The following is a 22,675-nucleotide window of genomic DNA, read 5'->3' on the forward strand; positions in this document are numbered from 1 at the left end:
TTTTCCTTTTAATTTTCCTCAAGATGTTTACTATTGGCCTAGTATATTTTTTCAACTGAAGTTTGCGAAGTTAAATATTTCGTATTTTTCTTAATTAACCTGTTTACAGGGTTCAAGTATACGGAGATTTGTATGAGCAAAGTCATTGCGTTCGCAGGAAAAGGTGGAGTTGGAAAAACCACTGTTGCAGCACTCGTCCTTCGTCATCTCACAGGAAAAAAGAATGGACCTATTTTAGCCGTTGATGCGGATCCTAACAGTAATTTGGGTGAGACTCTAGGTCTTGAAGTCACCAGTACCATTGGTGATATCCGGGAAACATACATGAAAGATCCCCAAGGCATCCCATCAGGAATGGATAAAGTCAACTATCTCGAGCTATTGGTTGAGCAGGCATTGATAGAAAAGCCAGCTTTTGACCTGCTGGTTATGGGACGCCAGGAAGGCCAGGGATGCTACTGCATGGTAAACAACATCCTCAACAACTTCACGGAAAAGCTCAGTGCCCACTATGCTTACATGGTCGTCGACAACGAAGCCGGTATGGAGCATCTCAGCAGGAGAACCAGTGGTAAGGTGGATATGCTTTTTCTGGTAACCGATTATTCCCTGCGTGGACTCAGAGCAGTGCGGCGTATCAACTCAATGCTCGAAAGTCTCAAGCTTGATGTTAAAAACCTTGCCATTCTCGTTACCCGGGGACCGGAAGATCTGAGTGAGCCATTTTTAAAGGAAGTAGCGGAAATCAATCTTCCCATCGCTGGTGTTATCCCAAACGATCCTGAACTGTTAGACTTTGATATGGAAAAAAAATCGTTACTGGAACTCCCAGATAATTCTTTGTCAGTACAAGCAGTTGCAAAGATAATGAACGAGTATCTACCCACCTGAGATTTCACCTATCAGGATTATTCTCAACTAAGGCTTGGCAGATAAAACTCTTGCAGCCCGCTTACAATAGTTATTGTAGCCTTAGTTGAGTCATAAAAAAGTTAACTCATTTGACTTACATCAAACCATCAGCGTCTTTCTTAAGATACACTCATATTGTACTACAGTTGAAATCAATCAGCCGGTACTCTTCGTTCAGTCACTTCAAAGCTAAAGGAGAATTGAAATGAAATGCCCAGGCCAGGATATGCAATACTGGAAAGACGATGCAATTTTTGAGGTTAATTGCCCTGAGTGCGACAACGTTGTGGAGTTTTACAAGGACGATACTACCAGAAGATGTCCAAAATGCAGCCACCGCTTTGTCAACCCCAAACTCGATTTTGGATGCGCATCTTATTGTCAATTTGCGGAGCAGTGCCTCGGCACCCTGCCTGAAAATTTCCTTGGCACAAGAGAGGATCTGCTCAAAGACAAGATTGCTGTTTCACTGAAAAGATATCTCAAAACAGATTTCAAACGTATACGCCAGGCAACCGAACTCGCACAGGTGGGAGAAAAAATCTGTAAAGGTGAAGGAGGTAATCTCGCGGTAATTCTCTGCGCGGCATATCTCTATGGGGTGGACAATGAAGTGAGCAGCCAGATTTTATCAGATTCCGGTGCAAGTGATCTCTTGAGAAACACAATCCAAGCGACCCTGGAACAAAACACGCTGTCATCACAAAGCCCTATCGAGTCGAAAATCCTCTTTGATGCAATACAACTCTGTCAATACAGGGAAGCCACCAGGCAGGAAGATGAGCCACTCGCCACAGTAGACACTGAGCAGGTAGAAGCCACACTGCTTACGGCCACAGCCAGAGAGATCCTTAAAAAATATCGGCAATAACGAGAAAATATGCGTGGGGGCACACCTATTTTCTATTTGCCCTTTCGATCGATAGTCTTTTGTAATTGTTACTTTTTATACAAAAGACCATCATCCTTACCTTGATAGGTTGGAGACTATAGGATATTATCTATTTGTAGCAGCACACATTGGGCTCCGTGTATACTTCAATATTTCGTTCACCACCAAGGCGTACAAGAACAATAACCCCAGGACACAGGCTATAGGAGACTATGCCTCACTTCGAAGGTACATTTTCCTGTACAGTAACAACTTAACGAAATAATTATTAATCAAGTGATTCCTGGGGCTATACTGCTTTCATTGTTTATTGAATATCCTATCTGTACTTCTAACTATTATCGAAGGTTCCTATGGCATTGGTACTCATTGTTGATGACGAGCAGGGAATGCGAGATTTTCTCAAAATTCTCCTTGAAAAAGAGGGTCACAAGGTCATCACCGCCAATAAAGGCACGAAAGCCCTTGAAATTCTAGAAACAAAAGATATTGAGCTTGTGATCAGCGATATTCGCATGCCTGAGATGAGCGGCATTGAGCTTCTTGAAATTATCAAAGAAAAATCCCCTGAGATGCCCATAATCATGATTACAGCATTCGCCTCCCCTGACGATGCTGTGATTGCCATGAAAAACGGAGCCTTTGACTATATTAGTAAACCCTTTAATGTTGAAGAAATCATCTCCGTCATCCGCTCTGCAACAGCCAGAAACAATTCAAAGATAGCCACCCCACAGCTCAGCGAATCATTTCCTGAAATAATTGGGCAAAGTCGGGAAATGTTAAAAATATTTGACATGATCCGAAGGGTTGCGCCGACTCCTGCTAATGTGCTGATCTATGGTGAATCCGGTACGGGTAAAGAACTTGTCGCCCAGGCCATACATAACCACAGTAAAGTGGCCTCCGAGAATTTTGTTCCCATCACCTGTAGTGCCATTCCTGAAGACCTGATGGAAAGCGAACTATTTGGCCACGTTAAAGGTTCTTTTACGGGAGCTATCGGTGATAAACCCGGACTTTTCAATGAGGCAGATAAAGGAACAGCCTTTCTCGACGAAATTGGTGAGCTCACCCCAATAATCCAGACCAAACTTCTTCGTGTTCTACAGGAAAGAGAAATCAAGGCAGTTGGCGGAACGAAGTCAAAACCGATACGTGTCCGTATCATTGCGGCAACCAACAAAGTCCTGGAAGAAGAAATTAGGGCGGGCAGGTTTCGCGAGGATCTTTTTTACCGACTCGCTGTCGTTCCTATTAGGGTTCCCCCCCTTCGAGAACGTAAAGGTGATGTACCATTACTTGTTGATTTTTTTCTTAAAAAATATTCACAGCTTCTAGGGAAAGAAGTCCAGGAAATCAGTTCATATGCCATGCAGGTCCTCATGAACTACGATTTTCCCGGCAATGTACGCGAGCTTGAAAACATTATTGAGCGGGGTGTTGCTCTGGAAAGCTCTAACATTATTTTGCCCGAAAGTTTAACCCTGGGCAATGCCAGCAGAACCGAGGACATGACCATCGAAATACAGCAGAATAATCCGCTTTTACTGGCCGCCTCAAGCGAGGAAGAATTATATGATCTGGGTCTTGACAAAGTAATAGAAAATCTCGAAAAACGTCTGATTTCCCACGCTCTTGAAAAAACAAATAATTCAAAAATGAAAGCTGCTGATCTCTTGCAGGTAAGTTTCCGCTCCCTGCGTTATAAAGTGAAAAAATACGGTTTAGATTAATATATGCTCCTCAGATCTCTTATCGACAGGGCCCGCAGTACCACTGAAAAGAAACACCATTTACGCAATCAGCTGCTTTCAATGCTGTTGTTGCGCATCGTGCTGTATACCCTGATTTTATTAATTACCTATATTTTTAATGGCTCTCAATTTGCGTTCATTTTTATTCCAGCCAATATACTGCTCCTCCTCGTTTTTATAATATATCTTACCTCGGTCTTTTCCGCCTTTTTTCTACTGATCTTTCAGGGCAATCTCCGAACCTATGGGCTTGGACAAATCCTTCTCGACACCTTTTTTGTGGCGCTGCTGATCTTTTTTTCGGGATCCTCCAACTCGACCTTCACCTCGGTGTTTTTCTTTCCCATCGTGTCCGGTGGATTGATCTTACCCAAAAAAGGAGGCTTCCTCGCCGCATCCGCCTCAACTCTTCTCTATGGTGGCCTGCTCTTTCTTGAGACCTACGGCTACTATCCATCCTACCTTTTACAATATATCAACTTTCCCGATTTCGATCCTATCGTCGGGTTAAATCATTTTGCAATTAACGGCATTTCTTTTTTTCTTGCAGCCTTAATCAGCACTCTTTTTGGCATGCGTCTGCAAAAAACCGAAGTCGCCCTTAGCGCATCGTTGAAAAAATATGATCGTCTCGCCACACTCTATAAGCGAATTTTTGACAATATCTCCACCGGAATTATCACAATTGACTCTTCTGGGGTCATTACTTCTGCAAACACTGCGGTACAGACCATCACCGGCATAGAACCTCTTTCTCTTCTGAGCCAGAACCTTGAAGACGTTCTCCCATGTCTTAAACTATCCCATCAACACCAAAGACTTACAACTGATTTTACAAAGCCATCGGGGATAGCTGTTCGACTGGGTTATACATTCATGGATTTTATTAACAATGATAACGATATCAACACTACCGACAACAATGACAAAATCATTACCTTAAAAGATATCAGTGAAATTGAGAAATTAGAAAAACAGGTCCGACAAACAGAAAAACTTGCCGCAATAGGTATGATGAGTGCATCCATTGCCCACGATTTCCGGAATCCTCTGACGGCAATCTCAGGCTCAGCTCAGCTTCTTGCTTCTGAGTTTTCCAGAGATAAAAGCGATGTTACCAACTATGAGCTTTCTAATATCATAATACGTGAATCTGACAGACTCATCGGTACCATTGCAGACTTTTTAAAATTTTCAAGACCGGAACACGCAAGTTGCCAGTGGTTTTCCTTGAAATCCTGCCTTGATGAGGCCATCCAGGTTCTTAAGGCGGCGCCAACCTGGCCAACCTCCGTAATAATTTCCATGGATCTGGGTGATGCAACGGACATCTGGGCTGATCGTGCACAGATGTTCACTGTTTTTAGCCACCTTATACAAAATGGACTGGCCTTCTGTCCTGAAAATGAAGAAAAAATAACGATTACGGCACAAGAAATAAGCACAGATCAGGCACAAAACGGTAATGATGCAGTGGAGATTACAATTGCAGATAACGGAACGGGCATTGAACATGGCCAGGAAGATATCATCTTCGAGCCTTTCTTCACGACAAGGGCTGATGGCACTGGTCTGGGGCTTGCGATTGTCAAACAGACCATTGAGGAACACCATGGTCAGATTACTGTGGAAAATAGAATAGACTCAGGGGCGCAGTTTACTTTACGTCTTCCACTCCCCCATCAGTGATAAAAGCTCTTGGTCTATTGGGGCAAATCTGCCTGTGGTTCCACTTTCACAGATGACGGCCCATCTGCTGTAAAGTCAAGGAGTTCGATATCAAGAAAAATGGTTCCTGTCCCAGCGGGATCGACGGCCGTTATCTCCCCTGCAACCCAGAGCCTCTCTCCTCGCTTGATCTCGTTTAAAAGAGGGTAGGTGGAAGAGCTAACACTCCCCTTTACCACAGCGCCAAAACCATCTTCTGAAATATCCAGTATGATGGTTTCTTTTCCTTCAAAGGTTTCAACAGAAAAAAAGAAAACAGGCCACAGGACTCTAAAACTTACAAACTTTGATTGCGCAACATCCTCCTGCAGGTTTTCCATTGTCGACAACTGTTCCAGCAATTCTGTTGCTGAAGGGCGCAGGAAAAAGGAATTTGTCGTTGCAGCTCTTGATGTATTATCTTTTGATTTCGAAGACCCGACTTTCAGCTCAACTTTGATCGGTTCCGTTACAAGGGGAACATCCTTGTCTTTGCTGTTTTTTTTCTGGAGGTAAATTCCAGAAACAACGAATACAATCAATCCAAAGCCAAGGCCTATAATGGTCGCTCTTTCACTATGTTTTTTCAAGAAACTGACCAGTTGAGCAAGCATAGGTATTCTCTTAAAAGGTCCTGACTACATCCCTTGGTGAAAAATCTTCCCGCGGCGTATCACCTACAGCGTCGCTGGAGATAATTTTAGTAAAACCCGATGTTACTGCGTATCTTATCTCATTGTTCATCTTCTTTCCATACCTTGGCCCCAAGTTTCGTCAGTTTATCCACCAGATTTTCATATCCACGCTCAAGATGATATATTCTGGAAATATCTGTCCTGCCAGAGGCGGAAAGCCCTGCAATCACGAGCGAAGAACTCGCGCGGAGGTCAGTTGCCATCACCGGTGCGCCTTTCAAGCCTCCCATTCCAAGGCCCTCTACCCGGGCAGAATGTCCATCAATTTTGATATTTGCACCCATCCGGTGCAATTCAGCAACATGCATAAACCGGTTTTCAAAGATCGTCTCATTGACAACACAGCTACCAGAGCACTGCGTCATCAATGCCATAAACTGGGCCTGAAGATCAGTAGGATATCCAGGGTAAGGCATCGTTTTAATATTGACACCCTTTAATTGTTTGCCGCCTTCACCTGTCTCATTCCAGCCAACTGTTATGGTATCCCGTGTTTCAGTGACATTAACCCCGGCTAAACGGAGCTTTTCCAGAAGTGACGGTAGATGATCTGGCCTGCAATGGCTAACGGAGCCACTGCCACCGGTTGCCACAATGGCGAGAAGATAGGTGCCCGCTTCAATACGATCCGGGATTACCTCACAGTCTGCAGGTTGGAGATGTTTCACCCCATGGATGATCAGACTATCGGTTCCTCGGCCTTCGATTTTCGCACCCATTCCCGTCAACATATCGACTAAATTACCAATTTCAGGCTCTTTTGCAGCATTTTTCAACACTGTGGTTCCTTCCGCCAGGCTTGCAGCCATGAGAAGATTTTCGGTCCCTGTAACGGTTGGAATATCGAAATAAATAACTTCTCCCCGTAATGCCCTTTCACATTTCAGATCCACATATCCGCCTTCAAGGTGACAGGTAGCACCAAGCCGCTCAAGGCCCATTATATGAAAGTCTATTGGTCGTGCACCTATAGCACAGCCGCCCGGCAGTGAAACTCTTGCCTGGCCGAGCCTTGCAACAAGGGGCCCGAGCACGAGCACTGAGGCACGCATCGTTTTTACAAGATCATAAGGGGCCTCAGCGCTGGAAAGATTCGTGGTGTCAAGCGAGAGTGTATCTCCGACCCGCTCGCTTTTTACCCCAAGATACTCGAGCAGGCGAATAAAGGTCCTGGTATCTCTTAAGTTGGGCACATTGCGCAGGCGATGTTTTCCTGGGGTGAGGAGAGTTGCCGCCATAAGTGGCAATGCTGCATTTTTTGCACCGCTAATTTTCACCTCACCGTGGAGAGGACGACCTCCATGTATCACCAGCTTTTCCATACCTTAGTGCCTCTTATCTCTCTTTTTTTATTGCATGTAGAACGCGATCACGTCCAGCATAGTCTTTTTGTATACTGACTGTTTCAAAACCGAAGCCACTTTTGGTATTCTGTTCAAACAAAGCCGCCACCTCCATACCCTGATCAGCGCCGATCTCCATAAACACCTCCCCGCCAGGCATAAGTACATCATCGAGTTGGGCTCTTATTATCTTAATAAGTTCAAGCCCTCTGACACCACCGTCTAAAGCAAGATGGGGTTCATAACAGCTGACCTCCGGCTCCAGATTATTGGTTACATCCGCATGACTGACATAAGGCGGGTTAGAGACCACGAGGGAAAACTGATTATTTGCTGCAAACGCATCAAACATGTCACTCTGTACCATCAGAATACGGTGAGCCTGACCGTGACGCACTATATTCTGCCTGACCACACGAAGTGCTTTTGCTGAAATATCTACTGCATAGATTTTCTGGTGTGTTTCTTGAGCAAGAATCGTGGCGATGATCCCGCTACCGCAGCACAAATCTACTATTTTACCCGAACGAAAATTTGATTTTTGGGCATATCTCAATACCTGTTCGAGTAAAAATTCGGTTTCAGGTCGTGGAATCAATACATCTGCTGTAACAGTAAAAGGAAGAGACCAGAACTCCTGCTCTCCTATAATATAAGCGACCGGTTCTCTTTTTATTCGCCTATTCAACAAGCGGGTATAATGGGTTACTTCAACCGCTGCAGGGGAAGATTCTGCCCTGAGCAGTAACTGCGTTCGTGTCATCCCAAGAACATGCTCGAGAAGAAGTCGCGCATCAACTTCATGCTCCTCAATCCCAGCCTTTTTCAGCTGCTCTGAGCCACTATGCAGGAGATCCGCTAGACGCATTAAATCAACTGAAAGAGTAAGGCAGACATGGAGATCTCGATTTTATTGAAGTTCTTTGAGTTTTTCCGCCTGATCGTGAGCAATCAGGGGAAAGATCACTTCTTCAAGCTTTCCACTCATGATGGATTCGAGTTTATACAAAGTGAGATTAATACGGTGATCTGTCATACGCCCCTGCGGGAAATTGTATGTCCGTATTCTCTCACTTCTGTCGCCACTCCCCACCTGACTTTTCCTGTCCTTACTAATCTTATCGTGGTGCTCCTGTTCGGCCTGATCCAAAAGGCGAGCCCGCAGGACGGTTAAGGCCTTGGCCTTATTCTTGTGCTGGGACTTTTCATCCTGACATGTCACCACAAGCCCAGTGGGCAAATGGGTTATCCGAACAGCAGAATCCGTCGTGTTAACCGACTGACCGCCAGGCCCTGAAGAGCGGAATACATCAAACTTCAACTCATTCATATCAATATTGAGTTCAACTTCATCTGCCTCAGGCAAAATGGCCACGGTCACAGCGGATGTATGGATACGCCCCTGGGTTTCCGTGTCAGGAACCCGCTGGACCCTGTGGGCGCCACTTTCATACTTCAGCTTTGAGTAGACCTGATTACCGCTGATAAGAGCAATGATTTCCTTAAACCCACCAATCCCTAAAGGGTTAGAACTCATCACCTCCACCTTCCATCCCTGCGACTCAGCAAAACGACAGTACATGCGAAAAAGATCGCCCACAAATAGCGCCGCTTCATCTCCACCGGTTCCTGCACGAATCTCCAGAAATGTATTTTTCTCGTCGTTCGGGTCTTTTGGTAGAAGGATGATCTTCAGATCCTGATCGAGCTTTTTTTCTAATTCGGCAAGGTCCTCAAGTTCTGCCTTGGCAAGTTCTTTGAGTTCTGGATCTTCATTTTCATCATAAATGATAGCCTTGTTTTCGTAGATATCGGCCTGGACTTTTTTTAATTCTTCGAATTTATTATTAAGCTTGGAAAGATGAGAATGTTCACGGACAACTTTTTGATACTCCTTTTGATTACTCACAAGATCAGGATCAGAGAGTCGACCTTCGAGATCAGCTAATTTGTCTTCAAGATCAGCAAACTTATTGAACATTGTTGTTACCCAAGGGCAGAAGAAAGAAAAAAGTCCACAACCATGCAAGCATTGTTGTGGACATTATCAAAGAAGTGCGGAAAAACTGGACCTACTGCAAAAAAGAAAAATCAGTCTTTCTTCTCTTCTTTTTTTGCATAGTGTTTTGCATAACGCTGCTTGAACTTTTCAATTCGACCTGCCGTATCGATCAACTTCTGCTTACCGGTAAAAAATGGATGGCAGGACGAGCATATCTCAACCTTCATTTCGGTTAAAACAGAACCAAGCTCTACCTCGGCACCACAAGCACACTGCGCACTAAACTTATGATATTCTGGGTGTATTCCTTCTTTCATAATACCTATTCCTCCAACACATGAATCATGTGATGTTATTTTATATAGCGTTGTCTACGATTTTACAAAGTACAAGAGCATCATATTACCCAAAACAAATATTTTTTCAACTAAAATTAATTGTCGAGAAAATGCTCGCTGTACTGTTAGCCATTCATTGAGTCGAGAAAATCAGCATTGGTTTTCTGATGTTTTAACTTATCGACGAGAAAATCCATACAATCTGCGGGATTCATTGAGCTGAGCAATTTTCTCAAAATCCAGATACGATTGAGCGCATTGGGCTTGATTAGCAGATCTTCTTTTCTGGTGCCGCTGCGTTTTAAATCAATTGCAGGAAAGATACGTTTATCTGCCATTTTCCGATCAAGTACAAGTTCCATATTACCCGTACCTTTAAATTCTTCGAAAATAACCTCATCCATACGGCTACCAGTCTCGATAAGGGCAGTGGCAAGTATTGTCAGGCTTCCCCCCTCTTCGATATTTCTGGCCGCCCCAAAAAACCTCTTCGGTCGATGGAGTGCATTGGCTTCAACTCCACCGGAAAGTATTTTACCACTCGCGGGAGTCACAGTATTGTAAGCCCTGGCAAGACGAGTGATACTGTCCAGCAGAATAACGACATCCTTTTTGTGCTCAACCAGTCGTTTCGCTTTTTCAATTACCATTTCAGCAACCTGAATATGACGCTGCGGTGGTTCGTCAAAGGTCGAGCTGACGACTTCAGCAGTTTTGACAGAACGGGTCATCTCGGTTACTTCTTCTGGCCGCTCATCGATCAACAGCACTATGAGATAGACTTCCTTGTGGTTACGCACAATGGAATTGGCAATTTTCTGCATCAGTACTGTTTTACCCGTGCGGGGAGGCGCGACGATGAGTCCCCGCTGACCTTTGCCGATGGGGGCGAAGAGATCCATGATACGCATGGACATATTATCGGGCTGCCACTCCAGAGAAAATGCTTCGTTAGGATGCAGTGGGGTAAGGTTACCAAAGAGGGTTTTTTGCTTTGCAGCATCGGGTGGATCAAAGTTCACACTGTCGACTTTGAGCAGTGCGAAATATCTTTCGCCTTCTTTCGGTGCCCTGACTAAGCCCTCAACCGTATCGCCTGTTCTGAGGTTGAGGCGTCTAATCTGAGATGGCGACACATAAATATCATCTGGACCTGGAAGGTAATTATAGTCAGGAGCACGAAGAAACCCAAAGCCATCGGGCAGAATTTCTAGGACACCACTACCTCGCATCTTGCCGTCTTTTACAGACTGGGCTTTTAAGATCGCAAAGATGAGCTCCTGTTTTCGCAGCGAACTGAAACCTTCAATCTTAAGATCTCGGGCCAATTGTACCAGTTCACCAATTTTCATCAGTTTGAGTTCCGCCAGGTTCATTAATCTACTTCTCCTTTGATGGATAATTGGCAGGATAGTGTAACATCGCCTGAAAACGCCTCGCTACAGAGGAGTGTTATGCCAACGATGTATTTTTGTAAGTCTCATTAGCAACCGCATCTCGTGACAGCTCACAAAAATGGGGTGGTTTGTGGTAAAAAAATGATTTATATGAATGTTGTTTCGGACGACTCGTATTTTTGATTTACAAAAATGCAGAATGGAATCGACGATCAGGTCAATAAAGAATAACTATCAACATTTTCCGCCAACACTGACAAGAGCGTGGTGTAAATCAATATCTATCGGAGCGAAAAAGAGAAAATAGGTTCTATTAAAGACAGGATTTGAATTATTTGGTCAACGTTTTTCTTATACGGCTATAAACTTAAGCTGTCAAGCATTTTAGGCAGTTATTTTCAATCTTTTCTCAACGATTGACGCCTCAGTAAAGTTGCAAGCCAGGCCACCTGCTGTGCGGTGCTTGCAAAAGTACCGCTGTTATCGATGATACGGTCAGCCAACAGCTCTTTTTGAGACATCGGCATCTGCAGGGCAATAATGCGTTCTGCTTCTGCAACTGTTATATTGTCACGCCTCACAGCTCTCTCTACAGACGTTTTGTTATCGATCCTGACAAGAACCGATATATCAAAATCATCCTGCCAAGAAACGTCAAAAAGCAGCGGGACTTCCACCACAAGATGCACCCCGGCCTTTTGACACACCTCTACACTCCTCTTTACTTCTCCTCTTACCAGCGGATGAAGAATGTCCTCAAGTTTTGTTTTAACCTCAGTATCCTCAAAAGCGGCCTGTCTCAACATTCCCCGATCAAGACCACCGTCAGTTGTCAAAAATCTTTTACCAAAGGTCTTCAGTAGGCTAAGGAGACCCTCCCTACCAGGCTCCAAAAGGACCCGGCAAAGTTCGTCAGTATTTACAAGTTGACCGTTGAGATACTTGGCTAAAAGACGACTGACACAACTCTTTCCTGAACCATATCCTCCGGTAACAGCGATATTCAAGAACTTTCACCTGAAACTGCTTGCAACTGATCTAAAACTGCCACAAAATCATTCCATAAAGGAGCGATAATATCCAGTTTTTTTCCGGTTACAGGATGGTTGAAACTGAGCCGCGAAGCATGGAGCATTTGTCTTGGAAACTTTCTCTGCGTTTTCCCAGTACCGTATACACAGTCACCCGCAACAGGATAGCCGAGATGGGCCATGTGTACCCGTATCTGATGGGTACGGCCGGTTTCAATGTTTACCTGTAAGAGAGAGAGTCCACCATCATAACGTTCCACAAGATCCCAGTTCGTGGCAGCATGCTTACCACCAATATCTTTTACGGCCATTTTCTGTCGGTTGATATGATGCCGGCCAATGGCCGCAACAATCCGACCTGAGGATTCTTTTGGTACACCTTGAACAAGGCAGAGATACTCTTTTTCCAGTTGATGTTCTTTAAACAGATTTATCAAGTCACGGTGTACTGCTTCCGTTTTGGCAACAACCATAACGCCTGAGGTGTCCTTATCAAGCCGGTGGACAATACCCGGACGCGCAGCATCTCCTACAGCGGCAATACCTTCACAGTAATGAACAAGGCCATTAACCAGAGTTCCTGCATGATTTCCAGAACCCGGGTGAACAACAAGGCCTGGCGGTTTTGAGAGAAAGAGAAGCCACTGGTCTTCATAGAGAACGGTGAACTCGATATGCTCTCCACAAACCTCAATGGGTTTGTCATGTTCAACCACCCCAGAAATGAATTCTCCAAGCTTTAACCTGTAACTGTTTTTACGTGGAGTGCCGTTGACAATAATGTTTTTTTCACGAATAGCATCAGAGATCTGGCTTCTTGAAAGACCAAGCACTTGTAAAGCAAGAAATTGATCAAGCCGAACACCAACATGTTTTTCATCTACATGAAATGTAAGTTGCTGTTCGGCTGACTTGAACCCATTGTTAAGAGTTTCTACGGATTCCATAGACAAGACGTTGAGAGATATAGACAAAAAAAGGGGTCATAAGGTGGCTAACAGGCCAGCGGACGTGTCTGGCTCAGGAGAATATTGCCTCAATGGTCTTGGTCACGTCATCCTCACTATTATTTTGAGCAAGGGATATTTCTTTGACAAGAAGACTTTTAGCGGTGTCGAGCATTTTCCGTTCACCATAGCTCAAATCTTTGTCAACACTGAGGAGAAACAGATCCCTTAAGACAATTGCGACCTCATGGACCGACCCTGTCTTAATCTTCTCCATATAGTCTCTGTAGCGCCTGTTCCAGGTCTGCGTACCCAATTCAACAGTACGATCAGACAGGATATCTAGAATATCACCTACTTCATCTTTACCAACGATAGCACGCAAGCCTACATTGTCGGAACTATCTGTCGGTATCATGATGCGCATGCTATTATCTAAAATTTCTAGAATGTAGAAGGATTGATTAATCCCTCCGACGGTTTTTGTTTCGACGGCTTTAATAACACCAACACCATGGGCCGGATACACAGCCATATCACCTTCAGAAAACACTGAAATCTCCTTTAAACAAGGCGCCTTGTACAAGGCTTGCAAAAATAAGAAGACGCACAAGACACCACGCAGTAATTAGCCAATCTAGGAAAGCACCGGAATATATCGTTCTTCATCGCCGGTTAATTTTGATTTAAGAGGAAAGTAAGAGAATATTAATTCATACCCTTCACTGTTGATAAACTATAACATATTTCGCGCTGAAATGCCGTAGTTTTTTAAATCTGGCATCAAACAAATTTTTTTAAAAAGTGCGCGTACTGGCTATATGAGTAGCAAGGTATCAATTTATTTCAAACTGTTGAGAACACCTTTAGAACGAGCAATATCATCTGCAAGTAAATACTTTACACCTTCCCCGATTTGCCTATATCTGCTGGAGATCAGCTCAAGCTCTTCTGCTGAAAAACTGCTCAATACATATTTTTCTACAGGGAAATCTCTATGAACCTCTCCTTGACCTGGACGTCCTATTCCAATCTTCAATCGGTAAAAATCATTCGATCCCACAAGGGAGACGATTGATTTTATCCCGTTATGTCCGCCAGCCCCACCCCCTTTAACAAGCTTTACCCGGCCCGGAGCCATATCAAGGTCGTCATGTATAGCAATAATGTTTTCAGGTACTATTTTATAAAATGTACAAACTTGCGACACAGATTGGCCACTCCTGTTCATAAAGGTGAGAGGTTTGAGAAAATGAACTTTTACGCCGGAATAAGTGGTGGAAAAATAGAGACCATTCCATTTCTCTTTAAATGCACCTGCTCCATCTCCCAACTGTTCCACAAGGGCGTCAACAACATGAAAACCGATATTGTGCCGTGTATCCGCATATTCTGCACCCGGATTCCCAAGCCCAACAATCAATACATCCTGACTGTTCATAGTATCTCTCAAATTGCAAAAGGCCCGGAAAATTGAATTTCCGGGCCCTCTCAACGCAAAGCAGTTCAACCAAAGTCTAAGACGATGGTCAACGACTTATTATTTTTTCTTCTTTTTATCTTTTGGAGCATCTTCGGTTGCAGCTTTTGCCAAAGGCTTCACAATTGTTACCGCGATGGTTTTAGGATTTGTAACCATAGTCACATTTTCTATTGCAGGGAATGCATCGCATTTCAACTCAGCACCTATCGCAAGACCTCTGATATCGATGGTGACTGTATCAGGAATATCTAAAGGCTTACCACGAAGAACTACCTTGGTGCAGCTTATTTCCAGAATACCTCCTAGATCAACACCCTTAGGGATTCCTTCATATACTACGGGAACGGTGTATGAATGTTCTTTCTCAAGATCAATCTCACAAAAGTCCACATGCACAAGGGTATCACGAACAGGATCAGTCTGAACTTCACCTACTTTAACACTTTTGCTTCCCTCATTTTCGATATTCAAAGTCACAACGGTATTATGACGATAGAATTTCAGCAGTTTTGCCATCAGACTTTTGGTATCCATCTGAAGCTTGAGAGCTTCATTTCCAGCACCATACACGACAGCAGGAGTCATTCCTTCCATGCGCAATTGACGCATGGGTCCCTTTCCTGAGCTGTTTCTTACAGAAGCGGACATTTCTACTTGAAGCATAATTCCTCCTTTGCCAACTCGCAGTACCAAATAAGTAAAAACGACTGAGCAAATATTTGAAATATTTCTTTTAAATTAATAGAGATAAGAATCGAGAGCTAAATAAACAGTGAACTCACAGAATCTTCGTTATGTATTCTATTTATCGCATCACCCAACAACGCTGAAACGGAAAGCACTTTAATCTTGCTACATTCTTTTGTCTTGCCATTCAACGGGATAGAGTTTGTGACAACCAGCGACTTTATTTGTGAAGCATTCAACCTGTCTATTGCCGGCCCTGAGAGAACGGGATGAGAACAACAGGCATGTACTTCCTTTGCACCATTAGCGATTAGGGTTGCCGCGCCAGCGCAAAGGGTGCCTGCCGTGTCCACCATATCATCCATAAGAATGGCTGTTTTTCCCCGCACATCTCCGATAACGTGCATCGCTTCACACTCATTGGGTTTATCGCGACGCTTATCAATTATTGCAAGACCAGAGTTCAGTCGTTTGGCAAAGGCTCTGGTCCGCTCCACACCACCAGCGTCTGGAGAGACCATAATAACATTGTCATCAAAGGTCTTTTTAATATATTCGAGTATCACCGGAGCGGCATAAAGATGGTCAACAGGAATATTAAAGAAACCCTGTATCTGCCCTGCATGAAGATCCATACACAAAACTCTTCTCACACCGACCGCCATGAGCATCTCAGCTACAACTTTTGCGGAAATAGGAACACGAGGGGCATTTTTACGATCCTGGCGGGCATACCCATAATATGGAATAACTGCGGTAATCCTTCTCGCTGAGGCCCGGCGTAACGCATCAACCATGATCACAAGTTCCATCAGATGATCATTTACCGGAGTACAGGTGGGCTGAATGACAAAAACGTCCGCTCCACGGACGTTTTCTTTCACTTCAACGAAGATCTCTCCGTCACTAAACTTCCTTACATCGGTTGCAGTTAAAGGAATATCCAAGTGAGCGGCAATTTCCGCTGCCAGTTTCTGGTGGGCGTTCCCAGAGATAATCTTTAGATCTCGCATTGTATTTTTTTGGAGCTCGACTAACCTGATTTTATATTATTGATGGCTGGGGCGGCAGGATTCGAACCTACGAATGCCGGGATCAAAACCCGGTGCCTTACCGCTTGGCGACGCCCCAGTACACGCTCTAGATATGTAAACTTTATTTCCATATTGCTGGCGCAACACAGCAGCAATATCTTGAAAATCAGAACTGATCGACTCTCTATTATCTGGAAAAACTCCAAAAACGGTTGGCCCACTACCAGACATCAAAACTTTTGCAGCCCCTAATGCCAGCAGGCTCTCTTTCATTTTCTCGATTTCGGGGTGTGCAACTAACGTCACAGCCTCTAAATCATTATGCATATCATCGAGTGACAAAAGAGCCGCATTGCGCTTTTGAAAGCGAAATACTTTAGAATTATTCTTTTCGCTTGTCAACGATAAATTTTCAAAAACCCATTTTGTAGAGACAAAAAAATCCGGATTGACCAAAACAAAGGTATAATTACTCAGAGATTCAACACCATACATCAGATCTCCTATACCACCTGCTACAACAGCACTGTCGGCAACAGCAAAAAATGGCACATCGGCTCCAAGAGACCTTGCCATATCAATTAACGCCTCATCGCCAAACTCATAGCCGCTCAGTTCATTGAGACCTCGCAGAACAGTTCCAGCATCACTACTGCCACCCCCCAACCCCGCAGCAATCGGAATTTTTTTCTGCAGCTTGATTTTCAGTCCTTTGCCGTTGAAATTTTTACTTTTTAGAAGAAATATTTCAGCTGCCCGACCGGCAAGATTGTCTGTATGAACAGGCAAGACCGGGTCATCACAGCTCAACTGCACCCCAGATTCCTCTACGACCTCCAGATCTATAGTGTCAAATAAATCGATTTTCTGCATCCAGGTGGCTAAATCATGATACCCATCATCTCTGCGCCCGAGAACATGCAGAAAAAGATTGATTTTAGCCGGAGCAAAAAGTCGAAGAGAGGGACGTCCAGTATTCATAATTGCCAACGGTTTATTTTTTGGAAGCAGTCACAAAACGAAGCTTAATATCGTAAAGAATATTTTTCAGCATCTGCTCTTCATCTGAAGTTAAATTACCTTTGGTCTTCCCCTGCATCATGACGAGCGTATCAATCGCATGGCGGGCGAGATCGAGGTCGACAATTTTCTTTCCGGTTCCAGGATCGGCAATCTCTCCCAGATGGTAAAGAGCAGAGGTGTTCAGAGACATCACAAAAGCCGGGAAAGTCACCTCAGGCATGACACACCTGCCCTCCTTGTTTGGAACTTTACCTTCACCGCAACCGCAACTGCTCTCATTTTTCATCGTATCAGCCATCTAACTACTCCTTTAATGAAGAAAATTCTATGACACCAGATCTCCGACCTGATTATTTATGTCAATTGTTACATCTTTCCGACCACCAACCCAGTGAGACCTGTTCTCTGCAAAAGATAAAGGACACATCTCCTTAAAGCGGGTGAATAAGTATGTAGAACGGTAGGATCTTGAGGCCAAAGGTCAAGCCCCATTTGTCTTTTTCATCGATCTCTTTGCTCACAACAGGAAACAGCTATAAAGCGCTTGCGAATATACTAGGTAGAAGAACCCAGAACAACAAAAAATCTCCTCTTCTTACACCTCCATGCATGAAGAGAGATAAGGAATAACACAGAGCGTCAAATCAATGATGGCATATTTTTCCATTCCCCTTGAACAAAGCCTGTGAACAAGATATATACCGTGACAAGAGATCAAGCCGCTTTTTCTGGAGTAGTTCTTGCCAACCATCAAGACACAGCTTACACTCAGAGAACAAACGCGACCCATTATAATATAGAGCCTCACCAAGGCATTTAATACGCTCAAAGGAGTTTTTTCATGCGAGAAATACGTCTACGATTTCCCCCGAGTCCCACAGGATACCTTCACATTGGTGGAGCCAGAACTGCCCTGTACAACTGGCTTTACGCAAAAAAACACGGAGGAAAGCTGATCTTGCGTATTGAAGACACCGATGGCGACAGATCCACCAAAGAATCTATTGATGGTATTATAGAAGGACTTGAATGGCTTGGGATTGATTTCGACGAGGGCCCCTATTTTCAAACTGATTTCGAAGCTGATCACGTCAAGGCAGCCCAGCTTTTGCTCGACAAAGGCGCCGCCTACAAGTGTTTTTGCACAAAAGAAGAGCTCGATGAAAAAAGAGAAGCCGCCCTTGCTACCAAAGGAAGCCTTGGTTACGATCGAACCTGCAGGCACTTAACCCCGGAAATTGTCCGGGAAAAAGAAGCTGCCGGCATTCCTTTTGTCATTCGTTTTAAAGTTCCAGAACGTACCGGTATGCTCGGATATGATGATGAGATTCTTGGCCGGATTCAGTCGGATTACAAGGAAGTTGATGATTTTGTTATTGTCCGCTCCAACGGCAAGCCACTCTATCTGTTGTGTAATGTTGTTGATGATATCCGAGACAGAATCTCCCATATCATCCGTGGCCAGGATCATATGACCAACACCCTCAAGCAGGTTCTACTCTATGAGGCCCTTGAAGCACCTCTACCTGTCTTTGCCCATATGCCTCTCACCCTTGACAACAAGAAGGCCAAGATTTCCAAACGCAGCCATGGTGAGATCGTAGCGGTGCAATTCTACAGAGACAATGGCTTCCTTCCATGGGCTTTGAATAATTTTCTTGCTTTACTTGGCTGGTCTGCTGGAAATGATCAGGAATTTTTTACCAGGGAAGAACTGATTGCACAGTTCAGCTTAGACCGCATTAATAAATCAAGTGCCATATTTAATTTTAAAAAAGATGATCCAAAATTCATCACAGACCCCAAAGCAATTTACATAAACGAGCACTATCTGCGCACGATGGAAGTTGAGCAACTGGGAGAACTCGTCCGAGCCGAACTGGAAGCTGAAGGTCTCTGGAATGACAGTTACGCAAGAGACAGGAAGACATGGTATCTGAACACCTTAGATCTCATCAGAGACCGTTTCCACACCTTAAAAGACTTCACCAGTCTTGGCCGCGCTTACTTTGCAGACGATTTTGTCGTGGATGAAAAACCTCTTAATAAAAATGTTTTAAAATTTGAGGGCCTCAAAGAGTGGTTACCGGAACTTGCCAACAGATACGAACAACTCTCTGACTTTACTGTCGAAGAAACCGAAAGAGTCGCACGGGAGCTGGCAGAAGAGCTGAACATCAAACCTGGTGTTCTGATCAATTCAATGAGGACCCTGGCCACCGGTCAGCTGGCAGGACCATCCATGTTTGATATTCTGGTGACCATAGGCCAGGATAAAATTGTCGAACGACTCAGAAACGTTCACAAATATTTTGCTTGATCCTGAACACAAAAATCTTCTAAACACACATCCATGGAAAATACAGATACAGATAAACGGCCCTTGGATTTTATCCGCCAGATTATCACGGATGATCTCAATTCCGGAAAGCACAAACAATCAATCACACGCTTTCCCCCCGAACCGAATGGTTTTTTACATATCGGCCATGCAAAATCAATTTGTCTCAATTTTGGCGTGGCAGGTGAATTTAATGGCATTTGTCATCTGCGCTTTGATGACACCAATCCGAGCAAGGAAGATGTCACCTATGTTGAATCAATCCAAAAAGATGTCAAATGGCTTGGCTTTGACTGGGGAGAGCAGATCTTTTTTGCTTCCGACTATTTTGACAAGCTGTATGATTTTGCCGTTCAGCTCATTGAGTCGGGGCACGCCTTTGTCTGCCAGCTCACCCCTGAGCAAATGCGCGAATATCGAGGAACCCTGACGGAACCTGGTAAGGAAAGTCCTTACCGAAACCGTTCTGTCCAGGAAAATCTTGCACTTTTTCAGCGCATGAAGAATGGAGATTTTCCTGAAGGGTCCCATGTGCTGCGTGCAAAAATAGATATGGGTTCACCAAACCTGAACATGCGTGATCCTGTCATCTACCGCATACTTAAAGCCCATCATCATCGTACCGGGGACAAGTGGCAAATTTATCCGATGTACGATTATACCCATTGTCTTTCTGATATGCTTGAGGGTATCACCCACTCTCTCTGCACTCTGGAATTTCAGGACCACAGACCTCTTTATGACTGGGTACTCGACACCCTCAAGACACCGTGTCATCCCAAACAGATCGAATTTGCACGACTCAATCTCACCTACACTGTAATGAGCAAGCGCAAACTTTTGCAGATGGTTGAGGGCAACTACGTAGACGGTTGGGACGACCCGAGAATGCTGACAATCTCCGGTCTCAGACGCAGAGGCTACACTCCGGCTTCAATCAGAAATTTTTGCAAGACCATCGGTATTGGTAAAAGTGACAGTCGTATCAGTATGGGGGTTTTGGAAAATGAAATCCGAAACGACCTCAACGTCAAAGCCGAACGAAGGATGTGTGTTCTTGACCCTGTGAAGGTCATTATCGACAATTTTCCCGATGACCGTATTGAAGAAGTAACAGGGAAAAATCATCCGCAGGATCCAGATAGAGGTGAACGATCTCTCCCCTTTACAAAAGAGTTGTTCATCGAACGTGACGATTTCATGGAAGATCCACCTAAAAAATACCATAGGTTAGGTCCAGGTCGCGAAGTTCGACTCAGATATGGTTACCTCATTCAGTATGCCTCACACGTCAAAGATGAGCAGACCGGTGAGATCCTTGAAATCCACTGTACCTACGATCCGGAAAGTAAAGGTGGAACCGCTCCTGACGGGCGCAAGGTGAAAGGTACTATTCACTGGGTGTCCGCTGTAAAGGGTGTTCCAGTCACAGTGAACATGTACGATCGGCTGTTCAAGGTTGAGGACCCTGAAGAAGATAAAGATATCGACTTTCTGGAGCAACTCAATCCCCAGTCTCGTATTGTCCTTACTCAGGCAATAGCAGAACCTGCACTCGTTTTGCTACAACCGGGTGAAAGCGTTCAGTTCGAACGTCAGGGATATTTTTGCCTTGACCCTGTTCAACCTAAAAAGGACAACAAATTCGTTTTCAACCGTACAGTCACTCTGCGTGACTCCTGGGAAAAAACGAGCTAGTCCACCTCAAAAGCGGTGCCTGTTATTTTAACTAGTTTTTTTGTCACAGGCATCGCTGGTTCTTGGAAAATTCAACAGGCAGCGATAGCACCTCATCGGTAATGACGTGTATCAAGGAAATAAATATGGCACTGATCAATTTACGCCAAATGGCAAAACTGCAGTCGGGAACAATACACAGCGTTAAAGTTGGCGGAGAACTTGGACGAAGAATTCGGGAGATGGGTCTTGTTCCAGGAACGGAAATTACCATACAGGGCAGGGCCCCCCTTAATGATCCTGTCGCACTGCGAGTTATGGGCGGGACCCTTACTCTTCGAAATAACGAAGCAGATCACATCATGGTTGAAGTCGATTAACACAACCTCCCTCTACCTGCTGATATTATAGATTTTGTCTGTAATAGAGAAGTGAGTAGAGGTTTTTGCCCCTGCCATTCCGGATTTGATGAGAAGTCTTTTTTTCTCACAAATATTCTCTTCATTTTTCTCTATCCCCCCTCAATTTTCTCATGAGCTTCAAGAATAAAAAGATAAAGACCGGCAGTTGCGGGCTTTACCTTTTAGGAGCCTCTAAATATATTAATATTTCTTGAAATAACTGTTGACTGGAACTAATGTTTGGAGTACCTAAAGATCACATTATGAGGTGAAAGACATGAGAGAAAAAAAAGGAAAACAGCATTTCTGTGGTTTTACCAATAAGGTACGAAATTGTTTTGGTAAAGGACAATGTTCCAAGATCGAAGCACCTCTGTCAATGAATGGCCAGTGCAGAAAAGTAAAAGTCTGCAAGGTTACCGGTGACAGAAAGGTTTGTGCGCGCATGGCTTCCCTCGGCTTATACCCTGGCGTTGAGGCAGACATTATCTGTGCCCAGAATGGAAACCAGTGCGTCGTAAAAGTGAACGGGGGCACGATCAGCCTTGATTCAAATATCTCTGAAAATATTTACGTGACTGACCTGTAACCAGCCGACTTTTCTGTCCTTTTTTTTAACCAAAATGTTAGGGATAACTAATACCCAGGCCATAACGGAGGGTAGCTTTATGAAATATTTGGAAACAATAATCATCTCGATAATTATCATCGCCTCTCTGGTGTACCTTGTTCTGCGATTTTACAGACAATGGAAAGCATTGACAGATCCATCGTCACCTTCAACGTGTGGCGAGGGTTGTTGTTCCTGCAGCCATTCTTCCTGTGATGAGAGAAGATCCAACGTGAAAGGTATTGCGGATAGTAAATAATGCCTGTTTCCCTGCTGAGTCCATTGGCAGTGCTTTTGCAGCAAGCTAAAGATTGTCGAGTAATACAGGCAGGAACTCTACAGAATTGAGATTGGGACAGGCAATGGCCTCTACTGTAAACTCTGCAGCTTTGTAAAAC

At 44.2% G+C, this 22,675-nt stretch carries 22 protein-coding genes, 1 tRNA gene and 1 pseudogene; 9 read left to right on the forward strand and 15 right to left on the reverse strand.

The annotated features are described in order from the left end of the window. Positions 1-132: 132 nt before the first annotated feature. From FCL48_RS11080 to FCL48_RS11095, 4 genes are all read left to right on the forward strand, one after another. Positions 133-891, forward strand: a complete 759-nt coding sequence (locus FCL48_RS11080; RefSeq protein ID WP_136872348.1) for an AAA family ATPase — start codon at positions 133-135, stop codon at positions 889-891. 226 nt (positions 892-1,117) lie between these two features. Next, complete coding sequence (locus tag FCL48_RS11085; RefSeq protein ID WP_136872349.1) at positions 1,118-1,783, forward strand: phosphohydrolase; 666 nt, start codon at positions 1,118-1,120, stop codon at positions 1,781-1,783. A 374-nt stretch (positions 1,784-2,157) separates the two neighbouring features. Continuing rightward, a complete protein-coding gene (locus FCL48_RS11090; protein WP_136872350.1) occupies positions 2,158-3,540 on the forward strand; it encodes a sigma-54 dependent transcriptional regulator in 1,383 nt (460 codons plus the stop codon). 3 nt (positions 3,541-3,543) lie between these two features. Further along, on the forward strand, positions 3,544-5,250 hold the full coding sequence (locus tag FCL48_RS11095; RefSeq protein WP_136872351.1) for a nitrogen regulation protein NR(II): 1,707 nt from the start codon (positions 3,544-3,546) through the stop codon (positions 5,248-5,250). A 14-nt stretch (positions 5,251-5,264) separates the two neighbouring features. Here FCL48_RS11095 and FCL48_RS11100 read toward each other — a convergent pair whose 3' ends face one another. The 15 genes and pseudogenes from FCL48_RS11100 to FCL48_RS11170 form a co-directional block, all read right to left on the reverse strand. Continuing rightward, on the reverse strand, positions 5,265-5,882 hold the full coding sequence (locus tag FCL48_RS11100) for a hypothetical protein (protein WP_136872352.1): 618 nt from the start codon (positions 5,880-5,882) through the stop codon (positions 5,265-5,267). Between the two features lie 119 nt (positions 5,883-6,001). Next, the gene (murA, locus tag FCL48_RS11105) at positions 6,002-7,285 is read right to left on the reverse strand and encodes a UDP-N-acetylglucosamine 1-carboxyvinyltransferase (protein WP_136872353.1); all 1,284 of its coding nucleotides are present in this window, start codon (positions 7,283-7,285) and stop codon (positions 6,002-6,004) included. 13 nt (positions 7,286-7,298) lie between these two features. After that, entirely contained in the window at positions 7,299-8,174 is an 876-nt protein-coding gene (gene prmC, locus FCL48_RS11110) for a peptide chain release factor N(5)-glutamine methyltransferase (RefSeq protein ID WP_136872354.1), read from the reverse strand. 42 nt (positions 8,175-8,216) lie between these two features. Next, positions 8,217-9,287, reverse strand: a complete 1,071-nt coding sequence (prfA, locus tag FCL48_RS11115; RefSeq protein WP_136872355.1) for a peptide chain release factor 1 — start codon at positions 9,285-9,287, stop codon at positions 8,217-8,219. A 110-nt stretch (positions 9,288-9,397) separates the two neighbouring features. Beyond that, the gene (gene rpmE, locus FCL48_RS11120; protein WP_136872356.1) at positions 9,398-9,625 is read right to left on the reverse strand and encodes a 50S ribosomal protein L31; all 228 of its coding nucleotides are present in this window, start codon (positions 9,623-9,625) and stop codon (positions 9,398-9,400) included. Between the two features lie 146 nt (positions 9,626-9,771). Then, positions 9,772-11,022 (reverse strand): transcription termination factor Rho, encoded by a 1,251-nt coding sequence (gene rho, locus FCL48_RS11125; RefSeq protein ID WP_136872357.1) that lies wholly within the window; start codon positions 11,020-11,022, stop codon positions 9,772-9,774. Positions 11,023-11,441: 419 nt separating this feature from the next. Continuing rightward, a complete protein-coding gene (coaE, locus tag FCL48_RS11130; RefSeq protein WP_136872358.1) occupies positions 11,442-12,050 on the reverse strand; it encodes a dephospho-CoA kinase in 609 nt (202 codons plus the stop codon). Then, a complete protein-coding gene (locus FCL48_RS11135; protein ID WP_136872359.1) occupies positions 12,047-13,021 on the reverse strand; it encodes an RluA family pseudouridine synthase in 975 nt (324 codons plus the stop codon). Before FCL48_RS11135 ends, coaE begins: the two co-directional genes overlap by 4 nt. Before the next feature lie 73 nt (positions 13,022-13,094). Beyond that, positions 13,095-13,574, reverse strand: coding sequence for a CarD family transcriptional regulator (locus FCL48_RS11140; RefSeq protein ID WP_136872360.1), 480 nt, complete (start codon positions 13,572-13,574; stop codon positions 13,095-13,097). Positions 13,575-13,862: 288 nt separating this feature from the next. Next, positions 13,863-14,462, reverse strand: a complete 600-nt coding sequence (gene pth / locus FCL48_RS11145; RefSeq protein WP_136872361.1) for an aminoacyl-tRNA hydrolase — start codon at positions 14,460-14,462, stop codon at positions 13,863-13,865. 99 nt (positions 14,463-14,561) lie between these two features. Continuing rightward, positions 14,562-15,167 (reverse strand): 50S ribosomal protein L25, encoded by a 606-nt coding sequence (locus FCL48_RS11150; protein ID WP_136872362.1) that lies wholly within the window; start codon positions 15,165-15,167, stop codon positions 14,562-14,564. A 98-nt stretch (positions 15,168-15,265) separates the two neighbouring features. Beyond that, on the reverse strand, positions 15,266-16,204 hold the full coding sequence (locus tag FCL48_RS11155) for a ribose-phosphate pyrophosphokinase (RefSeq protein ID WP_136872363.1): 939 nt from the start codon (positions 16,202-16,204) through the stop codon (positions 15,266-15,268). Between the two features lie 43 nt (positions 16,205-16,247). Beyond that, positions 16,248-16,322: transfer RNA gene (locus FCL48_RS11160), tRNA-Gln, on the reverse strand. Positions 16,323-16,408: 86 nt separating this feature from the next. Continuing rightward, a pseudogene (ispE, locus tag FCL48_RS25880) lies at positions 16,409-17,206 on the reverse strand (4-(cytidine 5'-diphospho)-2-C-methyl-D-erythritol kinase); the annotation flags it as partial. Between the two features lie 13 nt (positions 17,207-17,219). Next, positions 17,220-17,546, reverse strand: a complete 327-nt coding sequence (locus tag FCL48_RS11170; RefSeq protein ID WP_240744817.1) for a DUF1844 domain-containing protein — start codon at positions 17,544-17,546, stop codon at positions 17,220-17,222. 543 nt (positions 17,547-18,089) lie between these two features. Here FCL48_RS11170 and gltX point away from each other — a divergent pair. The 5 genes from gltX to FCL48_RS25885 all read left to right on the forward strand — a co-directional run bounded on the left by gltX (position 18,090) and on the right by FCL48_RS25885 (position 22,536). After that, positions 18,090-19,568 (forward strand): glutamate--tRNA ligase, encoded by a 1,479-nt coding sequence (gltX, locus tag FCL48_RS11175; protein WP_136872364.1) that lies wholly within the window; start codon positions 18,090-18,092, stop codon positions 19,566-19,568. A gap of 33 nt (positions 19,569-19,601) precedes the next feature. Further along, entirely contained in the window at positions 19,602-21,287 is a 1,686-nt protein-coding gene (locus FCL48_RS11180; RefSeq protein WP_136872365.1) for a glutamine--tRNA ligase/YqeY domain fusion protein, read from the forward strand. A gap of 125 nt (positions 21,288-21,412) precedes the next feature. Next, positions 21,413-21,646, forward strand: coding sequence for a FeoA family protein (locus FCL48_RS11185; RefSeq protein WP_136872366.1), 234 nt, complete (start codon positions 21,413-21,415; stop codon positions 21,644-21,646). 298 nt (positions 21,647-21,944) lie between these two features. Further along, positions 21,945-22,256, forward strand: a complete 312-nt coding sequence (locus FCL48_RS11190; protein ID WP_136872367.1) for a FeoA family protein — start codon at positions 21,945-21,947, stop codon at positions 22,254-22,256. Positions 22,257-22,335: 79 nt separating this feature from the next. After that, positions 22,336-22,536, forward strand: a complete 201-nt coding sequence (locus FCL48_RS25885; RefSeq protein ID WP_169309188.1) for a FeoB-associated Cys-rich membrane protein — start codon at positions 22,336-22,338, stop codon at positions 22,534-22,536. Positions 22,537-22,675 lie beyond the last annotated feature (139 nt).

This window comes from Desulforhopalus sp. IMCC35007, assembly GCF_005116575.1.
In the GTDB taxonomy this organism is placed as follows: domain Bacteria; phylum Desulfobacterota; class Desulfobulbia; order Desulfobulbales; family Desulfocapsaceae; genus Desulforhopalus_A.